The organism is Rhodococcus sp. BH4 (assembly GCF_002079265.1).
Taxonomy (GTDB): domain Bacteria; phylum Actinomycetota; class Actinomycetes; order Mycobacteriales; family Mycobacteriaceae; genus Rhodococcus_F; species Rhodococcus_F qingshengii.
Genome location: NZ_CP014942.1, coordinates 530,489 through 551,910, shown reverse-complemented (window position 1 = coordinate 551,910; position 21,422 = coordinate 530,489). Strand labels below are relative to the sequence as shown.

At 61.0% G+C, this 21,422-nt stretch carries 18 protein-coding genes; 14 read left to right on the top strand and 4 right to left on the bottom strand.

Going from position 1 to position 21,422, the window contains the following annotated elements; genetic code table 11:
• Positions 1-17: 17 nt before the first annotated feature.
• Entirely contained in the window at positions 18-215 is a 198-nt protein-coding gene (nrdH, locus tag A0W34_RS31935; protein WP_232330113.1) for a glutaredoxin-like protein NrdH, read from the bottom strand.
• Between the two features lie 774 nt (positions 216-989).
• Between nrdH and A0W34_RS31930 the strand changes: the two genes are divergently transcribed.
• The 11 genes from A0W34_RS31930 to A0W34_RS31880 all read left to right on the top strand — a co-directional run bounded on the left by A0W34_RS31930 (position 990) and on the right by A0W34_RS31880 (position 16,489).
• Complete coding sequence (locus A0W34_RS31930; protein WP_232330112.1) at positions 990-2,342, top strand: hypothetical protein; 1,353 nt, start codon at positions 990-992, stop codon at positions 2,340-2,342.
• Positions 2,343-2,683: 341 nt separating this feature from the next.
• Positions 2,684-3,322: a hypothetical protein gene (locus tag A0W34_RS31925; protein WP_076948876.1), complete on the top strand. Its 639-nt coding sequence runs from the start codon at positions 2,684-2,686 to the stop codon at positions 3,320-3,322.
• Between the two features lie 428 nt (positions 3,323-3,750).
• On the top strand, positions 3,751-3,972 hold the full coding sequence (locus A0W34_RS31920; RefSeq protein ID WP_081559495.1) for a hypothetical protein: 222 nt from the start codon (positions 3,751-3,753) through the stop codon (positions 3,970-3,972).
• A gap of 477 nt (positions 3,973-4,449) precedes the next feature.
• Entirely contained in the window at positions 4,450-4,977 is a 528-nt protein-coding gene (locus tag A0W34_RS33575; RefSeq protein ID WP_332316485.1) for an AAA family ATPase, read from the top strand.
• Positions 4,964-6,058 (top strand): ATP-dependent nuclease, encoded by a 1,095-nt coding sequence (locus tag A0W34_RS31915; protein WP_232330111.1) that lies wholly within the window; start codon positions 4,964-4,966, stop codon positions 6,056-6,058. The genes A0W34_RS33575 and A0W34_RS31915 overlap by 14 nt, the downstream gene beginning before the upstream one ends.
• Positions 6,055-7,137 (top strand): UvrD-helicase domain-containing protein, encoded by a 1,083-nt coding sequence (locus A0W34_RS31910; protein ID WP_076948879.1) that lies wholly within the window; start codon positions 6,055-6,057, stop codon positions 7,135-7,137. The genes A0W34_RS31915 and A0W34_RS31910 overlap by 4 nt, the downstream gene beginning before the upstream one ends.
• Before the next feature lie 424 nt (positions 7,138-7,561).
• A complete protein-coding gene (locus tag A0W34_RS31905; protein WP_081559493.1) occupies positions 7,562-9,307 on the top strand; it encodes a type I restriction-modification system subunit M in 1,746 nt (581 codons plus the stop codon).
• On the top strand, positions 9,304-10,509 hold the full coding sequence (locus A0W34_RS31900) for a restriction endonuclease subunit S (protein WP_076948881.1): 1,206 nt from the start codon (positions 9,304-9,306) through the stop codon (positions 10,507-10,509). Before A0W34_RS31905 ends, A0W34_RS31900 begins: the two co-directional genes overlap by 4 nt.
• A complete protein-coding gene (locus A0W34_RS31895) occupies positions 10,509-13,643 on the top strand; it encodes a type I restriction endonuclease subunit R (protein WP_076948882.1) in 3,135 nt (1,044 codons plus the stop codon). The genes A0W34_RS31900 and A0W34_RS31895 overlap by 1 nt, the downstream gene beginning before the upstream one ends.
• Positions 13,644-14,207: 564 nt before the next feature.
• Complete coding sequence (locus A0W34_RS32990) at positions 14,208-14,684, top strand: hypothetical protein (protein WP_143541234.1); 477 nt, start codon at positions 14,208-14,210, stop codon at positions 14,682-14,684.
• Between the two features lie 167 nt (positions 14,685-14,851).
• Positions 14,852-16,489, top strand: a complete 1,638-nt coding sequence (locus tag A0W34_RS31880) for a DUF726 domain-containing protein (protein ID WP_081559491.1) — start codon at positions 14,852-14,854, stop codon at positions 16,487-16,489.
• Between the two features lie 263 nt (positions 16,490-16,752).
• Here A0W34_RS31880 and A0W34_RS32985 read toward each other — a convergent pair whose 3' ends face one another.
• Positions 16,753-17,019 carry a hypothetical protein gene (locus A0W34_RS32985; RefSeq protein ID WP_143541235.1) on the bottom strand — a complete coding sequence of 89 codons (267 nt, stop codon included), beginning with the start codon at positions 17,017-17,019 and terminating at the stop codon, positions 16,753-16,755.
• A gap of 421 nt (positions 17,020-17,440) precedes the next feature.
• Here A0W34_RS32985 and A0W34_RS31870 point away from each other — a divergent pair, with 421 nt between their 5' ends.
• Positions 17,441-18,067, top strand: a complete 627-nt coding sequence (locus A0W34_RS31870) for a recombinase family protein (protein WP_269750133.1) — start codon at positions 17,441-17,443, stop codon at positions 18,065-18,067.
• A 316-nt stretch (positions 18,068-18,383) separates the two neighbouring features.
• Here the strand turns inward: A0W34_RS31870 and A0W34_RS31865 are convergent, their stop codons facing one another.
• On the bottom strand, positions 18,384-18,644 hold the full coding sequence (locus tag A0W34_RS31865) for a hypothetical protein (RefSeq protein ID WP_064442767.1): 261 nt from the start codon (positions 18,642-18,644) through the stop codon (positions 18,384-18,386).
• Positions 18,645-18,904: 260 nt separating this feature from the next.
• Here A0W34_RS31865 and A0W34_RS31855 point away from each other — a divergent pair, with 260 nt between their 5' ends.
• Together A0W34_RS31855 and A0W34_RS31850 are read left to right on the top strand one after the other, a co-directional pair.
• The gene (locus A0W34_RS31855) at positions 18,905-19,582 is read left to right on the top strand and encodes a GAF and ANTAR domain-containing protein (RefSeq protein WP_076948888.1); all 678 of its coding nucleotides are present in this window, start codon (positions 18,905-18,907) and stop codon (positions 19,580-19,582) included.
• 68 nt (positions 19,583-19,650) lie between these two features.
• Entirely contained in the window at positions 19,651-20,052 is a 402-nt protein-coding gene (locus tag A0W34_RS31850) for a hypothetical protein (RefSeq protein ID WP_076948889.1), read from the top strand.
• A 96-nt stretch (positions 20,053-20,148) separates the two neighbouring features.
• Here the strand turns inward: A0W34_RS31850 and A0W34_RS31845 are convergent, their stop codons facing one another.
• A complete protein-coding gene (locus tag A0W34_RS31845) occupies positions 20,149-20,994 on the bottom strand; it encodes a GAF and ANTAR domain-containing protein (protein ID WP_081559487.1) in 846 nt (281 codons plus the stop codon).
• Positions 20,995-21,422 lie beyond the last annotated feature (428 nt).

Genomic DNA, 21,422 nt, shown 5'->3' with positions numbered 1-21,422 from the left:
CTGGTGAAAGTGTGTGGTCAGGCGGCCGGGGTGAGCTTGGAGATTTCGTCGGGACGGAATCCACTCCAGTGGTTTTCTCCTGCGACGACGACGGGGGCTTGCAGGTATCCGAGACTCATGACGTAATCGCGGGCCTGGACGTTTTCGGTGATGTCGATGACGTGGTATTCGATTCCCGCTTTGTCGAGTGCGCGGTACGTGGCATTGCATTGCACACATGCGGGCTAGGTGTATACGGTGATCGCCATTCCCCCTCGTCGGTCATTCTTTATTGATTTCATTCTATCGAACAATGCGATATATAACAATATTTTCGCGGGCATTTCTTCGATTAGTTTCCGCGTTAGCTAATGACATCTTCAATCATTTTCCGCATTCTTTCACTAATCCAAACCGTGATGTACGCAGCTACCCTCATAGCGCACTACCTGCACTTTCTTCCCCTCCCCCGGCATGTGCCGATATTCTGGTCTCGGCGGGAGTGAGTCAAGGTGAGTGTAGGAAAAAATATCGTAGCGCCGTTGTTCGAGCGTGCGAGTGGCGCGTGTGGATATTATTCTGGAGCGGCCTTGATGCGCGAGTGTCGGGATAGAAGAATGTTCACACCGGGGCGGGTCGGTTCCTTTTCCTTGCGCTTTTGTCGTGGTTCGTGGCCGGCGGCCGGGTGCTTTTCTCGAGTGTCTGTAGTGGTGTCCGTATTCCGCCCTTCCGGTCCGCCGGTGGCTCTTTACCGCCGGCGGGAGGTGGAAGGTGCGGGGCGGAAGGGGCGGACGGTCCCCAGCCCTTTCGGGCTGGGGACCGCCGCTTCATCGGGTCAGTCGATCGCGACCTCGTCGAATGTGAGCTGTCCGGTGATGATTTCCTCGACGGCGGCGAGGGTGTCGACTGGTGCTCTGCAGTCGGGATAATCCGTAGCCCAAACAGCGAGAATGGTTCAAAAGGTTCCGAGGACAGGAGTGGTAGTGGGGCGAGCGACGAATCATCTCACCGTGACCCAGTTCGACCTGTTGACATGGGTCGCCGACGGATGCAAAGAAGGCGTCTACGAAGGTCCATCGCATCGTGTGTCAGCTCGTTCGCTCCACAACCGCGGCTTCCTTCGTGTCTCCGGTAGCGGGAAGACGTGGACCGCGCGGATCACTCCGGACGGCACCCGCCGTCTCGAGGAGGAAGCCCACCGCATCGAAGCAGAACGCAGGCGCACTCTTCGGGAGAAACAGGATCGACTGAAGCGAGAACACGAGCAACAGCAACTCCGTGAGAACGCTGCAGCGTTGCTGCGCGACGTCGTCGCAGTCGGGGGACGTCTCGATCTGGGTCCCGACGTCGACTCCCAGGAGGTTCAGCGCCTACAGAACTGTCTCGCGTCGCAATCGGGTCTGCTGCCCGACGGACAGCGTGTGGCCCAGGAACCAACGCGCATGGACCCTGTCCTGGGCGTGACCGTTTATTTGGAGCCAGATTTCGAAGTGTTGACTGCCGTGCGTGCATTGTCCGTGCCCCGTCAGCTTCGAAACCCTCATCCTGCCGTTGCTGCATTTCAGGAGAAGAAGGCGTTGGTCTCCAAGGCGCAGATCGCTCGCGCTGCGCGCTTCCTGCAGGCCATCGTGACAGCGGCCACTGAACTCGGCTGGACGGTTCCGACGAAGGTGCCACACCGGGGACGGGGCGAATCCGGCCCCGATCTGACACTCCGGTTTCCGTCGAGGGAACTTGTCGTCACGATCCGCGAACTCGACCAACGCGGAGGACGACGCCACGTGCAGGCGTACACGACCGAGACTGACTACTACACCCGAGCTGAGCGAACGACGGCGAACAAGTACTTCCAAGCATCCGGAAAGCTGGAAGTGACGCTCACCAAGACCTGGGAAGACCAGGTCATCGCTTCGCTCCAAGATACCGACGGCACCACGATCGAAGAACAATTGCCGACGCTTGTCCGCAGACTCGAGATCGCTGAAGCCGAAGCCGACTGGTCACGTCAGGAGGAAGTACGACGCTCCCAGATCCGCGAAACGCGATGGGAGGAAGTCAAACAGGAGGCGTTCACGAAACTCAGCTACGAACGCAACGCCGACAGACTCCGCGACGAACTGGACCGCCGGCAATCCGCCGCAGCAATGCGTACCTACGCAGAGGAGGTAGCGGAACGAGCCGAACAACTCGACGACGAGAACGGCGAGGAGGCACGAAAATGGGCCACCTGGATCCAGAAACATGCCGAACGCATCGACCCCATAAACGGACCTCTACGACTCCTCCGCACCACATCCTGCAGTCATGACGAACTACAACCCCATATGCCTGGATGGAGCACCCACGGCCCCTACCACCGGTAGTGGGTCAGCGCCGGAGCTGCTATCAGCCGATTGCGGCGTGGACCTCTCCGTGGTGACCCACCCGACTGGTCGTCAGTACCAGCCAGGCGGGTCGAGTACACCCAACCTGAGAGGGTCGGGCGCACGATCAGGGAGCAGCTCGACGAAAGTGTGTGACAACATCCCGCCGAACCCCATCCGTCACCGTCTCGGAACTAGAGACGACGCGGAAAAGGAATGTAGCGCACACAGTTCCGCTGATCCGCCACCGCCCTGCGACTTACAGCGGCCATGTCCCTCCCACAGTTCGGCCGATCTAAGCTCACCTGAACAACCAAAGCCTCACCCTCACAGGAGCAGCGATGAGTCCTCGGCCCACCTGGCTCCACACCCGATCCACCGAATTCCGCGCCGCCCTGCTCGATCTCGGGCTCACGATCACCGACACCGAAGCCCGGAATATCCTCGACGACAAAGTCTCCGAATACGCGACCCTGATGAGAGTCACCCGCCAGACCGCACAGCGAGACTTCACCGACGAACGTCTCCTCGCGTTCGCGCAGTCCCTCGCGGTGTCCCTCTCCGACGAGGCCCCCGGCGCCGACCTCATCGAATTCGAGCGCGCCATCGCCATGCCCGTCGCCGCCCTCGGCCTGACCACCGCGGCACTGGCCGAAGCCTTGAAAGTCGCCCACATCAACCTCGACGACAAAGAAGCGGTCACCGGACTGTCGCTACTGTCGACTCTCGGCATGATCACCGCCGACGCGGGCGCATTCCTCGTCCCCACCCCACGCCCACTGCTCCTGCGCATCGCCCGCTACCTCGACGGCGCCGCAGCATCCATCACCAAAGGTGCGAACCTGCCCGACGGCCTCGACGACACCCACAGACAGCACTTCGCGGACATCCTCGCCCAGGACGCCGACGGAATCCGGACCCTCGCCAACACCGAAGACGGCGACACCCCAAGCCTGTGGCGCACCCCCCACCCGCGCTGACCACCGGCACAGCGAAAACACAGTCCACGCGCCCGAATCTGCGGGACGGCTCGCCCGCCGATAGACCAGGGGTGGCTACCGGCGGAGCGTTCGCCATACCCGTTGGGGACCGGGTGATGCCGCCCCCGAAAAACTACGTGCCACCCACCCCGGCTACCAGTCTTCGCACAGTTACAGCTACTCGAGCATTGAACTACAGAGGGGAGTGCCTCGCCGCCTGCAGGTGAACCTGTCCCGAGTTAATTCATCGCACCCATGGGTGCGTTGTCACTCACCTCCCGCATACCGACCGCCCAGCAATGACGCAGTGACATCACCCACTGTGGTGCGCTGCTTTCCGCCTCGGTTCCAGCGCACCACCCGTTACCCCCGCGCAGGCAGTCGCCCCTTTCGCTCGGCCTGCATATCCACACGTGCAGGAGCTACCCATGACCTCCCCCGCCGAGCGTCTGACCGCCAAACTCGAGCAACACCCCATCAGTGACGATGCCCCCATGTGTTCACTCCTGCGCACGACGCTGCTGAAACACGCGCAACAGGGCAGCGACATCACCGAACCGACCGTGCTCGGACTGCTCGCCATCACCGGCGTCCTCGAAGAACGACTCACCAAGCTCGAAGCCATCGTCCAACCCGCCAGCACCGCATGACCCCAGCATCGCCTCGCGCCCACCAACGACCACGCCTGCACGAACGACTCGGCGTGCCAGTCGAAACTGCCCTTATTCTCGGCTGCATCCTCTCCGCCATCGCCATCGCCTGGTGGGCAGCCTGAAAGGAACTCGTCTGTCGAAAAGGCAAAAGCCAACGATTTATTCGACATAGATTTTCGACACGAGATCTCGACACCTAGACCTCAGAACGAACTCGGGATGTACATGCTTCACAGAAGCGTCGAATACCGATCTATTCTCGACGCCCAAATTCTGTTTATTCGCACCTAGAGTCGCCCTTCAACTGCCACCATCTCAGGCCTGCCTCTTCCATATGTGCCGCGGGCTTCTTCGCTCGGCTATCGGAATCGATGCACTGGCGATTTAGCGTGCCTGACTGTCGGTACCCCGTGTTTCAATGCGACATTCCAGATGCACACCGGGCGTCCATGAGTGGGTACGAGGTCAACATAAATGATTGAGCGCATCGTCGTCCGGGGCTACCGCCTCTTTCAAGACTTCGAGATGGTTCCCACTACAGGGCTCAATATCGTCGTGGGCGGCAACGAAGCGGGTAAATCGACTCTGTTGGAGGCGATCAGTCTCGGTTTGACGGGACGGGACGGGTCGACGGTCGTCGGGCCGAAGAACAACTCAATCCGTACTGGTTCAACCAGAAACTGGTGGCCAATTACTTCGCGGAACTCGCTGCCGGGAATTCTCCCAATGCTCCCGAAATCCTCATCGAGCTTTTTCTCAGCCCTGCGAACCCGGACATCCACATCCTCCGGGGCGTCTATAACTCCCGCTCTGAGGACGCACCGGGTGTGCGCATCCACATCAAACCGTCGACCGACTACGCCGAGGAATTCGCCAGCTACCTTGCCGCCCCGGACCGCCCCCCGACATCATTCCCGTCGAGTACTACGAAGTGGATTGGCAGGACTTCGCCGGCGCGACGCTTCACCGCCGCCCGAAGGGCCTGGGTGTGTCCTTCATTGACTCTCGGACCATTCGGTCGACCTGGGGTCTCGACTATCACACACGCGAGATGCTCGGCGACTTCGTTGAGGCGAAGGAGCGGGCAGCGATCTCGGTCGCGCACCGCAGCGCACGGCACAACATTTCGGAGACGGCACTTGCCGAGGTGAACAAGCGCATCGTCGCCGAGGGCACCAAGCTCCACGACATAGATCTTGCCTTGCAGATGGACCAGTCAGCTGGCGCCTCCTGGGAGGCGAGTGTTGTACCGCACGTTGACCAAATTCCATTTGCGCTCGCTGGTCAAGGCCCTCAGGCCGCGATCAAGGTGGCGCTTGCGATGAACCGCTCGGCGGACACCACCGCTTACGTTCTGATCGAGGAACCGGAAAATCACCTTTCCCACACCAGCCTCACACGGTTAATCGCTCGCATCGAGGCACTCGCCGGTAATCGGCAGGTCTTCATCACCACCCACAGCTCCTACGTTCTCAACCGCCTTGGGCTCGACAAGCTCCGACTCCTGCATGCCGGAACACCGACAACTTTCTCCGACATCTCGGCGGATACCGTGCTCTACTTCAAACGCCTCTCTGGCTTCGACACCCTCCGGATCGTCCTGGCGGACAAACTCGTTCTTGCGGAGGGACCATCCGACGAAATGCTCTTCGAACGCGCCTTCAGCGACAAACACGACAAGACGCCCATCGAAACTGGGGTCGACGTACTGTCCATGGCCGGCGTTTCCCTGGCTCGAGCCCTGGAACTCTCTGCGGCACTCGGCCGTCAGGTCGCTGGAATCCGGGACAACGACGGCAAACAGCCAAGCCACTGGGAGGGGAAGGTCGCTGCCTATCTACAGCCAGGGAAACGGCAGCTGTTCATCGGGGATCCAGCCGATGGCAGGACCCTGGAGCCTCAGCTGATCCACGCCAACGGGGACGCTACTTTGCGAGCACTTCTGCCGATTACGGACGACACGAAGACCACCCTCGACTGGATGACCGGCCACAAGACCGATGCTGCCCTGAAAATCGTCGAATCAAGAACTTCGATCACGTTTCCGGACTACCTGATGAAAGCAATCGAGTTCGTCGAATGAACCGGGTCACTCTCGCCGTCGCCGGATCACGCAAGACGCAGTCGATCGTCGATGCCTGCGCGGGTGGATCACCCGGCGTACACCGTCTCGCGCTGACGTTCACCCAGACCGGACAAGCTGAGCTCAAGGGACGCCTCCAGCAAGCCTGCGCACCCGGAGCAGCCCCCGATGTCATGGGCTGGTTTACGTTCCTGCTTCGGCACTGCATCCGCCCGTATCTTCCACTGCGCTTCCCCGAACAGCGCCTACGCGGCCTCAACTTCGACGGTGAGCCTGTAGGCGGGAGGTATGCCAAGGAAGCGGCCCGATTCTTCGACGCCGAGGGTCGCGCATATCGACTCCATCTCTCCAAGCTGGCCTACGACGTATCCGTAGCGAGTGACGGCGCCGTCGTCGACCGGCTCTCCCACATCTACGACGAGATCTACATCGACGAAGTGCAGGACCTGACCGGGTGTGACCTCCACATCGTCGAGCAGCTTATGAAAGCGCCAGGCATCGATGTCCACATGGTCGGCGACGTGCGGCAATCGGTGTTCGATACCAACCCTCAGGACCCGAACCTCAGGAAGTTCCGAGGCGTGAAGATGCTCGACTGGTTCGAACTGCACCGAGCCTCAGATCTTCTCGACGTCCATCACAACCAGGAAACTTGGCGTGCAAACCAGGCGATTGCCGACTTCTCCGACACGCTCTTCCCCTCCGAATTCTGCTTCGAACCGACGACCTCGAAACAGACCGAGATCACGGGCCACGACGGGGTCTTCGCGATCGCTGAAGGTGACATGACGCTGTACATGAGCCAGTTCAATCCGCAGGCACTACGAGACCGGATCACCACCGCGAACGATGTGGAGCTGTCGTTTCGCAATTTCGGGACTGTAAAGGGACTGACCTTCGACCGAGTGATCATCTACCCGACGAAGTCCATCACTGCCTTTCTCACGAAGGGAACGAAGCTCAAGCCGAAGACAGCCTGTGGGCTCTACGTTGCCGTGACCCGCGCCAAGCACTCTGTAGCGTTCGTGGTGCCGATCCCGGCTGCCACCGGACTCACATCCTGGAGCGGCATCCCATAGTGACGATGGCGTGGCCGACGAGGTGTCCGGTCGGGGCGCTGCGCTCCCACCGGAACCGTCTCATAAGTAGCCGCATTTCACAGTGGAGAGACGCTAGTTCGGAACGTACTTCTGAGACGCGCTGAGCTGTGGAAACACTCGATCCCACACGTAAACATAGGGGTGTCTCAATTCCAAGGAAATGAAACACACTTCTGCGGATATCCGGACCGCGGCGCCAGGGAACGTTCACTGCGAGGAAGCCGACCGCGACGGATTCGCGGAGCCTGCGCACCTCGCGGCATGCGCGGGCCTCGTGGTGCGCAATGATGTTTCGTGTGACGCACCGACTGCTACAGACGGTGCGCTGCCTGTTTGGACGGCATGCACGGGCTCGCGCTAGGCGTCCAATATTCGTCGTTGAGTGAGCCTCGTAAGGAGCATTGTGAGCACCCTCGGTAGCTTCATCTGGTCGATCGCCGACCAACTTCGGGGTCCCTACCGCCCCAACCAGTACGGCAACGTGATCCTCCCGCTCACAATCCTGCGCCGCCTCGACTGCATCATCGAACCCGACCGGGATACGGTGCGCGAGCTAGCGGCGAAGTACGACAACCCCAACCGGCTCAAGATCGAGGTCAAGAAGGCCACTGGGCGGCCGTTCTACAACACCTCGAACTACTCGTTCGCCAACCTCCTCAAGGACGCCGATGGGCTGGCGGACAACCTGGTCGACTACATCGACCGGTTCTCCCCCGATGTCGACGTGTTCGAATACTTCGACTTCAAGAAGGAAATCCCCACCCTCGATAAGGCGGCGCTGCTGCGCGAGGTAATCACCTCATTCAAAGCCATCGACCTGCACCCGGACGTCGTCTCCAACGCCGACATGGGCGACGCGTTCGAATACATCATCCGCAAGTTCAACGAGGCCGCGAACGAGACCTCCGGTGACCACTACACCCCGCGGGACGCGATCCGGCTGCTGGTCGACCTGCTCTTCGCCGAGAAGGACGTCGATCTGACCGAGGCCGGCATCATCCGCACTCTCTACGACCCGACTGCGGGCACCGGCGGCATGCTCGCCCTTGCCGAGGAGCACCTGCTCGCACAGAACCCCGACGCGAAACTGAGCCTGTATGGGCAGGAGTACAACGGGCAGTCGTACGCGATCTGCAAGTCCGACCTGCTCTCAAAGGGCCACGACGCGACCAACATCGCCTTCGGTAACACGCTGACCGATGACGCGTTCAAGGGCCGCCAGTTCGACTTCTGCATGTCCAATCCTCCGTACGGCGTCGACTGGAAGCAGTACGCCAAGGCGGTCACGAAAGAGCGCGACGAAGCGGGCCCCTACGGCCGGTTCGCTCCGGGCGTTCCGGCGACCTCGGACGGGCAGATGCTCTTCCTGCTCCACCTGGCCCACAAGATGCGCGCCCCCGAGGACGGCGGCGGCCGCGTCGGCATCGTCATGAACGGCTCGCCACTGTTCAACGGCGCCGCAGAGTCTGGCCCCTCCAACATCCGCAAGTGGCTACTGGAGAACGACCTGGTCGAAGCCATCATCGCGCTGCCGACCAACATGTTCTTCAACACCGGCATCGCCACCTACATCTGGATCCTCGATAACACCAAACATCCCGACCGCAAGGGCCTGGTCCAGCTCATCGACGGCACCTCGTTCTGGACCAAGATGCGCAAGAACCTCGGCTCCAAGGGCCGCGAGATCAGCAACGCCGACCGCGCCGAGGTGGTGAAGTTGTACGCCGACTTCACTGACGCCGACCCGGACTACTCCAAGGTGCTGCGTAACGACGAGTTCGGCTACTGGACCGTAACTGTCGAGCGTCCACTGTTGAACGAGGGCGGGAAGCCGGTCGTGGACCGCAAGGGCAAGTCCAAGCCGGACTCGAAGAAGCGCGACACCGAGAACGTCCCCTTCACCTACGGCGGCTCCACAGCCGGCGCCACAGCTAAGACCGAGGTGATCCAGGCGCACTTCGACGCCGAGGTAAGGCCGCACGTCCCCGACGCCTGGATCGACTGGACCAAGGTCAAGACTGGCTACGAGATCCCCTTCACCCGCCACTTCTACAAGTACGTACCGCCCCGCCCCCTCGTCGAGATCGACGCCGACCTGGAAAAGCAGGTCGCCAAGATCCTCGAACTGCTGCGGGAGGTCGAAGGATGACCTCAGCCGCAGAGGGGTGGATTGATGTCCTGCCCAAAGACTGGTATCTCATTCCATCGAAGGCTGCGTTCGCGGAGCGTCGCGAACCGAACCGGGCCAATGATGTGCATCTCACGCCGTCTCAGACCCATGGCGTGTTGCCTCAGGCTGAGTACATGGCGAAGACAGGCAACTCTGTTGTCCAGAACATTCAGGGTCAGGACAACATGAAGCACGTCGAGCCGGATGATTTCATCATCCATCTCCGCTCGTTCCAGGGTGGGATAGAGAGATCCAGGTACTCGGGCAAAGTAAGCGCGGCGTACACAGTGCTGAAGCCGAGCGACCGTGTGGTTCCCAGCTACTTTCGATGGCTGCTGAAGTCCGACGGATACATCCAGGAGCTGCGTACAACTACGAACCAGCTTCGTGATGGACAGTCCATCAAGTTCGCCCATTTCGCCAAAGTTCAGCTGCCCTGCCCGCCGCGCTCGGAGCAGCGCGCTATCGCCGACTACCTCGACCGCGAGACCGCCCGAATCGATACCCTCATCGAGGAGCAACAGCGGCTAATCGACCTCCTCCATGAGCGGCGCGATGCAGAAGCCGACGCCCTTCTGGGGTCGCCGGTTCAAGCTCGTCACACCACGGTCAAGCGGGCACTCCGCCCACTCCAGCGCCCCGCGGTCGGAGGCCTTGGCGTCGTTACTGCGTTTCGCGACGGCGTCGTGACCCTTCGGAGCAACCGTCGGGAGGACGGTTTTACCTTTTCCAACACCGAGCACGGATACCAAGAGATCCGCCCGGGGGACCTGGTGTTTCACGCCCTCGATGGATTTGCAGGCGCTGTGGGAGTATCCGATAGCCAGGGGAACGCAACGCCGGTTTATCACGTGTGCGAAGCAACCGTTGGAGACGATCTGGCTTACGTCGCGCGGTTGCTCCGATACCTGGGGCGTAGTGGCTTCCTCGCCACTCAAGCCCCGAACGTGCGTGAGCGAAGCGTCGACTTCCGCAACTGGGCGATGTTCGGTCGGTTGCCGCTTGCGCTGCCGCCAGTCGGAGATCAGCGCCGCATCGCGGCGCATCTCGACGAGCAGAACGCGAAGACCAATACGCTGATCGCCGAGTCGGAGCAGTTCGTCGAACTCGCTCGCGAGCGCCGGGCGGTGCTTATCGCGGCGGCGGTGACGGGGCAGATCGACGTACGGGAGATGGTGTGATGGCCGACCACAACGAGATTGTCTTCGAATCCGAGATCTGCGCGTACCTGGAGTCCCACGGGTGGCTCTACTCGGCAAACGACACTGGCTACGACCGGGAGCGGGCGCTATTCCCCGATGATCTGTTCGCCTGGCTGCAGGAGACCCAGCAGGCGGCGTACGAGAAATCGTTGAAGGCGGCGGGGTCGGAGGCGAAGTTCCTCGACGTGCTGACCGCGGCGCTCGATAAGCCTCTCGAACATGGTGGCGGGACGCTGAACATCCTGCGCAACGGGGTGCAGTACATCGGCGGCGGCCGGTTGAAGATGGCGCAGTTCCGCCCCGAAACCAGCCTGAACGCGACCACCAACGCGCAGTACGCGGCGATGGGAGTGAGGGTGATGCGGCAGGTGCATTTCTCCACTGCCGACCAGCGCAGCATCGACCTGGTCTTCTTCGTCAACGGCCTCCCGGTCGCCACCGTCGAGCTGAAGACCGACTTCACACAGTCCCTCGACGAGGCGATCAACCAGTACCGCAAGGACCGGCATCCGCTGACCAACGGGCGGCCGGAACCGCTGCTGTCGTTCGGGCACCGGGCACTGGTTCACTTCGCGGTCTCCAACGACCTGGCCGCGATGACCACCCGGCTCGAGGGCGAGAAAACACACTTCCTGCCGTTCAACATGGGGCACAAGGGCGGCTCGGGGAACCCGCCGGCCGAGGGCGGGCGGTCGGCGACGGTGTACATGTGGGAGCGGGTCTGGGAGAAGGACGCCTGGCTCACCATCATGGGCCGGCTGATGATCGTGGAGACCAAGGAGGAGTGGGATGTCGCGACCGGGACGTCGGTGCGGCGGACGAGCATGCTGTTCCCGCGGTTGCACCAGTGGGAGGCGGTGACGAACATTGTGGCCGCCGTGCGCGAGGAGGGGGTGGGTCAGCGCTATCTGATCGAGCACTCGGCAGGGTCGGGGAAGACGAACACCATTGCCTGGACTGCGCACCGACTCGCACGGCTGCACGTCAACAACGAGAAGGTCTTCGACTCGGTGATCGTGGTCGTGGACCGTACCGTGCTCGACGGGCAGCTTCAGGACGCGATCCGGCAGATCGACGGGTCGGGGAAGATCGTGGCCACGATCAGCCCGGAGGATGTCCGCAAGGCTGGCGCGAAGTCGAAATCCGGGCTGCTGGCAACCGCGTTGAAGAACGGCGAGTTGATCATCGCGGTGACGGTGCAGACCTTCCCGTTTGCTCTTGAGGAGATCAGCAAGGACTCCTCGCTCAAGGGCCGGCGGTTCGCGGTGATCGCCGACGAGGCGCATTCCTCGCAGTCCGGCAAGATCTCCTCCAAGCTCAAAGCCGTCCTGACCGCGGAGGAGGTCAAGGAGATCGAGGAGGGCGGTGAGGTCGACGTCGAGGCGATCCTGGCCTCGGAGATGACCGAGCGGGCCGAGTCGGAGAACATCTCCTACCTCGCGTTCACCGCGACGCCGAAGAACAAGACCCTCGAGCTCTTCGGCCGCAAGGGGCCCGACGGCAAGCCGGTCGAATTCCACCTCTACTCGATGCGCCAAGCGATCGAGGAGGGCTACATCCTCGACGTGCTCAAGGGCTACCAAACCTACGACACCGCGTTGAAGATCGCCGGCAAAGCCGAGAGCGGCGACGGTGGTGAGGTAGAGGAGGCCGCGGCGCGTAAGGGCCTGATGCGGTGGGTGAAGCTGCACCCGACCAACATCAGCCAGAAGGTGCAGATCATCGTCGAGCACTTCCACACCAACGTCGCCCACCTGCTCGAGGGCAAGGCGAAGGCGATGATCGTGACCGACGGGCGCAAGGCCGCGGTGAAGTACAAGAAGGCGATCGACGCCTATATCGCCAAGCGGGCCGCTGAGGACGCCTCGTACAACTACCGCACCCTCGTCGCTTTCTCCGGCTCGGTGACGATGGACGAGGACGAGCAGTGGTCGTCGGGCTGGGGGCCACAGCCGAGCAAGGACGACGAGTTCATCGAGGCCAACCTCAACCCCGGAGCCGGCTCGGACCTGGCCGCCGCCTTCAAAGGCGCGACGTACAAGATCATGCTGGTCGCCAACAAGTTCCAGACCGGGTTCGATCAGCCGTTGCTCTCCGCGATGTACGTCGACAAAAAGCTCTCCGGGGTCACCACGGTGCAGACGCTCTCCCGACTCAACCGCACCCATCGCACTGCGAGCGGGGAGCAGAAGCGCAAGACGTTCGTCATCGACTTCGTGAACAAACCCGACGCCATCCGGTCCGATTTCGAGCCGTACTTCACGGGCGCCACCCTCGAGACCGAGACCGACCCGTACGTCGTCGCCCACCTCGCCACCAAGCTCGCCCAGTCCGGGATCTACACCCCGGAGCAGGTGCGTGACGTCGCGGAACTGTGGGTCACCAGCAAGGGCAACAACGCGCTCTCGGCCGCGATTAGCCCGGCCAAGCACGACTTCGCGCGTCGCTACGCGGCGGCGATCGAGGCCGACGACAAAGTCACACTCAACACCCTCGACCTGTTCCGCAAGGACGTCGCGACCTACGTCCGGCTCTACGACTTTATGAGCCAGATCGTTGACTACGGCGACCCGTACATGGAGATGCTGTCGATCTTCCTGCGGCTGCTGGACAAGGTGATTGCAGACTCGTCCTGGGCCGCGGAGATCGATCTCTCCGACGTGGTCCTGGTCGGGGTCAAGCACAACAAGGCGGCTGCGGTCGACATCTCGCTGACCGGTGACGGTCAGCTCAAGGGCATCAGCGCCGCCGGCACCGGCACCCGGAAGGAGCCGAAGTACGTTGCCTTGCAGGTTGTCATCGACAAGATGAACGACCTCTTCGGTGCCGAAGCGTTCACCGAGTCCCAGGTCCGCGAGTTCGTGCAGGGGTTGGTGCAGCGGCTACTCGTGTACCCGGACCTGGTCAACCAGACCAAGGTCAACTCGAAGAAGCAGTTCATGGAGTCACAGGACTTCCAGTCGGCGGTCGTCGAGGCGGTCGTCGACAATCAGGGGGCCCACAACACCATGGCCGACTACTTCTTCAGCGACGGCCCCGCCATCGGTGCTGTCATCATCGCGCTCGCGGACGCCTTCTACGAGGCAGCGATCGATCAGAAGACGGCCGTCTGAGCGCCCGGTGCCCAGGAAGAGGATATTCAGACGGACGTTTAGGGCCCACTGAAATCCACGACTACAGCCAGGTTCGGGCGGCGAGTTGCTGCGAGCCGCCGACGTTGTTTTGAGCGACCTTGTCGCACTAGGAACACGGTCTGTGTTGCTATCCGAAAGCTGGATCTTCGTCGTCCGATTTCTACCAGCGGTTCACCTGACAAAAGGGACGGTTATCGGCCGCCGGTCCACAGACTGAGGAAGGGCCTGACCTACGGGGCGTCAGCATCTCGGACAGCTCTGAAGAGAGATATGCCGCACTTGCCATGTGCAAGTGCGGGTGAACTATTTGGATGTTGTCGAAGGTCCGATTCACGGGGAAGGTCGACCCGTTCGAGTATCAGCTGTGGAGGATCCAGAGAAATGCACCGAACTCGGCGTCGGATGGGATGAGTCTTTCAAATCTGTGCGCGGACGCTCGGTCGCACCCGTTGTTCGGTGCGTCGGCTGAAACCTGTCGGACTTATCTGCTTAAGTGAAGTTCTCATTAACACCGCCATAATTGGCGATCTGAAGAAGAGACCTATGAACTCGTTGAAGATCTTTGCCGCTGTCTCTGCTACGGCTGCGCTTCTCGTCGTATCGGGTTGTTCGTCCGCTTCCTCCGATGGCGCTGCGGCTTCCTCCGCTGAAATTACGACTCCCTCCGCTGAAGCTACATCCTCCTCCTCTGGAGCGACGACGCCAGCAAGTGTGTGTTCACAAATCGAAGACGCTGGCATCGGCAAGAACTGCGCACCAGGGAGCACCACAGGTCTCGCAGTGGCGGCAACCGGTGCCTACGATTTCGATCTCCCCTCGGTGCCGGGGGAAGGCGGAACCGTCATGATCTTCGACAATGCCGACTTATACCACAAAACAGTGAAAAGCTATGCCGATGCCGCTTTTCTGGCCGGACCACACCGCTACGGTTCGGAAAATGCGTTGATCTTCGTGCAGATCAACGAAGGACTCTCATCGAGTGATGGAGAAAAAGTCAAGGACATCGTTGACTCCCTGTAGCTCGTTTTTGGCGCAGCAATCATTTCCGAACTCTCTATCGGATTGAATCGCACCGGCGATTCAGGATCGGTTGGGTGTTGTCGTTTCTGCGCCGAGCCGCTGCGGCCGAAAAGGTTCAATGAAAGCCGCTTTCACGCTGGTCGAAGAAAAATTTAGGAAGGCAAGTAGTGGCAAGGTCCGCTGAAGTCGTATTTCGTTCACTCGGCAGCACAGAGTTCGAATGCGAGGTTCGCAGCCCGGAAGGGTTGACGATGCGCTGCAACGGTGCGCTCGGCGATCTAGAGCCTCGTGTTCTCGGTGACGACGCGTTGGGCACCAACCCTGCCTTGGTCCACAACGCATGGGCATTCGCCAAGCACGATCATTTGGACCGCACGCTGCCGGAGGGCGCCGAGCGGAAAAGTCATCGTGAGCAGGCAAGTGCGCACCGTAAGACGGCGGCTGGTATCGCCGAACTGGTCGACAAGTTAGGTACCGCGTCGAAGAATTCTTGGTGCTCAGCATGTTTCACCCGAAGCGACCACCGCCGCTTGACGCAAGGATTCGGCACGATGCCGGCGTACCTATGCGAATCGTGCGGATCGCCGACGCTGGGTTGCGCAGGTCCCGGGTGCGCGAACATGGCCACGCGAGGTTTCGCAGCCGTGCTGGTGCCGCGGTACTGCGCCGAGCACAGGCATGAGATCCCCGGGTTCGAAAAGGCGTCGGCAAGCTTCGGGTCGCTGGAGGATTACCACGAATTCCTCGATTTCGAACGTCGCAATCTCGCACTAGGTTCACGGGTAGCAGCGATTTCCGTTCTCTCCGCGGGTGCCCTTGCGACCGGCGCATTTTTTGCTGCTCCGGCGATTGGCGGTGCAATCGGCAGTCTGAGCATCGCAGGGGGTGGCTACACGGGGGCCGCGGCGAGCAGTTACGGGTTGGCTTTGCTTGGTGGTGGCTCCCTCGCTGCGGGTGGGCTGGGCATGGCTGGCGGGACAGCAGTCGTCGCAGCTGTCGGTGGAGCCCTCGGCGGCGCGTTGGGCAGTTCCGTGACGACTGCTTACATCGGTGCTGACAAGTCGTTCTATATAGAACTGATCAAGCCGGGGTCCGGCGCAGCCGTGATCGTCGCGAATGGATTGTTCAGCGAGGGAGCGGACACACGCAAGGATTGGAAGGATCTTGTCGCACGACGCTACCCGGATTCGCCGATCTATCGAGTTCACTGGGGGAGCAATGATCTCGGAGACTTAGCGGCAATGGCCAAGGCACTGGGTGGACAACCTGCAGCCGCGCTCGGAGTCAAGGGGCTGGCTGCAAAGGCGGGAAAGGCGGGCGCGAAGAAGTTGGGACCGTTGGCACCCGCGCTGGTGATAGCAGCCGTTGCCAAAAACCCGTGGCATACTGCAAAAGTCAAGGCAGACCGGACGGGTGTGGCTCTGGCAGGACTATTGGCGAGAACCGATGCAAAACGCTACGTGCTTGTCGGGCATAGCCTTGGTGCCCGCGTTGCAGCCACAGCAGCCGAGACCCTTGCGACGTCGAGGAGCGGGCCGAAGATCGACACTATCCATTTGCTAGGCGCTGCAGTCGGGTCGGGTGGTGACTGGCGACTTCTCAACAAAGCAGTCACCGGTGCCGTGCACAACTACCACTCATCGAACGATGGTGTGCTCAAGTACGCCTATAAGACCGCCCAAGCCGGACAAACGGCGGTCGGATTCGTTGGTTTCCGCACCGACTACGACCGAATCCACGACCACGACGTCTCCGCTATTGTCGCTGGTCATTCAAAGTATCTCGAAAACGTGCAGCTCAGCTGATAGAGCTTCTCTGTCGGAGATCTCCTATCGAACGGAAAAGGATCCGAAACCGTTCCCTGAATCGCGGCCTCGGAGAGCGCCCCGTCCAAACGCAGGTGGTTTCCTCACTGTGACAGCAAGCGCTGCGCAGAACGTTATTAGCCTGACATCCAACCTGTCAGGGCTATGTTCGTCGGGCACTCCCCCTTGGGATCCTCGGTCGAGTAGGAGGCGGGAAGTATCTCGGGTCTCTCACCGTGTTGAGATCCGCCAACCCTGCATCCTCAGCGCCTCCGAACAACATCCTCAGCGCCTCCGAACAACTCCTCGACGCGGCGACTGTTGAGAAAACCACTGATCAACTGCCACAGTTCATCCGCGTACGCCGGGGCATCTGGACCGACCAAGCGAAGCAAGAACACGAACGCATCATCATCGTCGAGGGCGGCCACGATCCCGTGCTCGGCGATCGCCCTCGCATCATCGGGGTACACCCCACCCAGGAACTCCAGCCCATGCAGATAATCGTCGAGGTACCGGTTCGGGCGCATCCCCTCATCCTTCCACCACGAATACTCCTGCAAGATCGGCAAGCCGGACCCACCGCTACGTACGTCGGAAGGCGAGGGGCGCTGATGACGGCTGCCGTCGCCACGCCTAATGAAGGGACTTCTAGCGGAGGTCGGGGTTTCCTTCACCGATGGCTTGAAGGTGGCGTAATCAGTTCGAAAAGAGCCCGGCACGATGTGCCGTGAAAACTACCTGGCAGGCTCTGTCCCACCCCGCGCGCATCGAGGGGCGCGGCGCCAGAGCGATTTTGCGGGTTTGGGTGTGCGTTTTGACCGTCGTCATACCGGACGGTGAAGAACGGGCGCCTAGGCGCGACTGACGTGGCGAAATTTCGTACCGAAACGTCCAATTTGGGTGTCCGTTGGATTTGTCCGTTATGGCATAGGCTCTAGTGGACAATTCGTGTTCGGCAGTGGGGGTGGCGTGAAAATCGGGTATGCGCGGTGCAGTACGGTCCGGCAGGACACGGCGGTTCAGGTGGATCTTCTGGTGAAGGCCGGTGTGGATCGTGACATGGTCTATGTCGATCATGGTGTCAGTGGCCGGCAGGCTCGTCGGCCGGGTTTGGATAATGCGATCAACGCGGCTCGCGCCGGCGACGTGTTTTGTGTGACGAAGCTCGATCGGCTGTCTCGCTCGGCGAAGGATTTGCATGAGACGGTAGAGCGGATCGCGGAGAAGGGTGTGTCGCTGTCGATTGATGGTCAGGTGTACGACCCGGCTGATCCGATGGGGAAGATGTTCATTGGCATTCTTGCGTTGATGGCGGAGTTCGAGTCGGATCTGATTCGTTCCCGCACGCGTGATGCAGTTGCCGCCGCGACAGCTGCTGGGAAGATGAAAGGTAGGCCGCACAAGCTCTCGCCCGAGGAGCGTGCGTACCTACTGCAAATTTATGAAACGGGCCAGTTCAAGATCGAAACACTATGTAAGAACACGGGTTTGAAGCGTTCGTCGTTGTATGCCAATATCCAGCTCGCGCGGATCGAGCGGGAAGCTAGCAGCGGGACCCCTCGGGTCGAGAACTGAGCTCGACAGCGGGATCCGGCCGCTAAGTCAATGGTGCAGATGCTGTCGGACTAGCTGTCCCTCAAGCAATTTCGCCCGGTTGATGTTGAGGTCGAGTCTTCTCGCGGAGTTGCTGGTGCGTTGGCTGCTCCGATGGTGTCGGCGCGTCTTATGTGGAGGCGTTACGTTTGACCCATCCACAGCAAGCCTTTGGCGACGAAACCCACGACAACGAAGACAAGCCAGAGAACCAGAAGAAAACCTATGAGACTCAACATCTCTACATCAGTACACCGGAACCAAGGGCGTCGCATCCCTAATTTCGGGCAATAGGACGTCAGTCCTCAGCAGGCGAAGAGTTGTTCCGGCGCAACGAGCGCCGGCACGCATCGGCTGTACGCAAGAGATACCGTTCGGCAGCGGTGTAGTCGGAGGCCACGCCTGAACCGCGACCACGGACGATCAGCTCCAGATAGCGTCGACGGTAGCGGTACGCATCAGGCTGAGCGAGAAGAAGTTCCGTGGCCGCGATGACCTCCGGACTCGGTGCAGCGTGTGCAAGCGCACTCCTGCTCGAGCATTCGTCGTCGACTCTCACGGCTCTCCGTTCTGCGCCCCATCGAGATAGAACCCGTCGGGTTTCGAGAGAGCGAAACACGGGTAGTGCGTGTACCTCGGCCCGGCAGAGGTCAGGTACGGCACAGGCGATCCACCGGCAACGACGTTTGGGGGATCGGCTACCGGTGGATCGCACAGATTCCTACCCTGCTTGTCGTCGAGGCAAACATGGCGCTCGTACAGGTTCATTGAAATCATGTCGGAGGGTTGAGGTTCCCGATCGATGGGAAGGCGTCCGGCATGCTCAACGACATTCCCCGCTCGCCACCTCACCGACACGGACCTGCCGCGCGGACCGCTGATGTCGTTCTCGATCTTCTCGGACAGACCGCTGTGGACGGGGCGGCGGTATCGGTGTTCTCCGGCACTGCCGGTGACCTTGTCTACGCCACCGACGACATCGCCGCGCAGGTCGACGAACTGCAATTCATCCTCGGCGAAGGCCCGACCGTGGAGTGCTTTCGCCGTCTACGTCCAGAAGTGCACCATCACGACGCGAGCGATCACGGTGCGGACGAATGGCCGACATTCGCCGCGGACGCTTACGCACTGGATGTCCGGAACGTCCATGCGTTCCCGCTAGTCATCGACTCGGTACCCCTCGGGGTTCTGACCGTCTACATCAAGAACCCTCGGTGCCTCACACCTGAGGAGGAGAGGATCTGCGTACGCTGCGCCCGGTCACTGGTCAGCTATGTGTTCACCGACCTTACGCGAACGCCGTATCTTGCTGCCGGCCCCTACGGTTTCTCGCGAGCCGATGTGCATATTGCAAGTGGGATACTCGCTGCGCGCCACACCATGTCGATCGACCATGCATTACGTCGCCTGCAGTCGGACGCCCGCGCCCAGCATCGCCGCGTCACGGTGCTGGCACGTGAAGTCATCGCTCATCACACCGAGACGAATACGACATGACATGACATGATCATCACCTTCGCCACCAAAAGCTACTATGTAGCTAACTCAAGGATGGGTGGTGGGCCATGATGGGGAGCGATCACGTGTTCGCCCGCCAGCTCAATGCGCTGGTCGCCCGCTCGGCCGTCCGTACAACCAACACCATGGTTGCGCAGGCACTGACCGATCAAGGTTGTCCGATTTCGGCTCCGTATCTTCCTCAACTTCGTAATGGTGTCCGACGGCGGCCAGCCCCGCGATACATCGAACGGATCGCCGAGTACTTCGCAGTGCCGCTCTCGTACTTCTACGACCTGCCCTACGAGCGCAGCGATGACAGCGGCGAGAATCGAGACCGCGAACGCATGGCGATATCGGCGATTGACGACGACGGCGTTCGCCGCTTCCTTCTCCGCGCTCACGGTTTGAGCCCAGAGGCGATGGACCTTCTGTTGCAGTTCGCCGAACGGCTGAACGTACTCGGTTAGGGTCTACGTCCAGTTTCACGTTTAACAGGGGACTATGCGCGGCAGTGAGACCACGTCCGGTTGTCGCGCTTCTTTCGCAGCGAGGTTCTCGGTTATCTAGATTCCTGCTTGTCCGCTCAACGCTCGGATGATCTCAGCAGCCACTGTCGTGAGGCGAATGTTCTGTCGCTGCGATTGCGCGGCCAACATCTCGAATGCTTGGTCCTCGGTGATTGCATGCATGACCATCAACATTCCTTTGGCCTGTTCGATGTGTCCGCGCGATTTCATCGCCGCCCGCAGGCCTGCAATTTCGGTTTTCCATTCTTCTCCCCGCCTGGCCTTCCACACCGCACCCTCCACTGCGGCGATGAACACCTGCAGCAATACCTCGTCGATCTCGTCGAAGCCGTGATCGACGAAGCTGTACAGGCCCAGTACCCCGACGTGAATCTCGTCGATGAACAACGGGGCCGAGAGATAGCTGGCGACACCGACCTCGGAGACGCGCTGCGCGAAGTCGGGCCACTTGCGAACCACGCTGTCATTGTCTGCACGCACGGGTTGGGCCGTTCGGGCAGATTCCACACCCGGACCCTCGTTTATCCGGTATTGCTCGTGTTCGATGTCGAAAACGCGGGCATCGGTACATGCCACTGTCTTAGGTTTCGTGCCGCGTTCGGGAACAAGCACGACGCCGGCCATGTCGGCGCTCGCGATTGTTGCCATCAGCTGCTGACAGAATGTTTGAATCAGTCTTTCGGATGCACTCGCGCTCACCTGCACACTGAATCTGTCCGGCGACTCGAAGATGTCGTCCGCGAGCGGCTGACCGGACGATGAGATACCGGATGTGTCAGCGGCAGCCTTTGCTGATGAATCGTCCATTTTCGGTCCCATCCCGCAGCAGAACTGCGGGTGAGCGTCCTGCGCGTACTCGTCGTCGCGCGGCGCTTGTTTCACCGAGATGTCGATAATACTTCAATAGAAAACACGGTTCGATGCTAGGTTCGCGCGGATGCGCGTTCTGGCTCGATGCATACCGAGCACGAGTACGCCCGATCGAGAGTTGGCCCGCCACTTGGATCCGTGGTCCAGGAGGCGGACCATGCGGGTCCGGTTGAGTGTGACCACGAGGCCGAAAAGCGCACGTAAAGTCGAGCCGTAGCACGCTGTGCGTTCGTGGTGGCCCACCGATTGGTGTTGTGAGCATCCGATCGGTGGGCCGTGCGTGCCAGCGAGGACCAACATGCTGACACGCAGTATCTGAGGCCCTGATCGGTGGTTCGTCGTCAGCCACCGATCAGGCGCGTACCCTCGTCGATAGGAGAGAGTGCAGTCTTGTCAGGCTCCGTTGCCCGAACTCACCGGTGTGCGCATGTGAGCGGGCA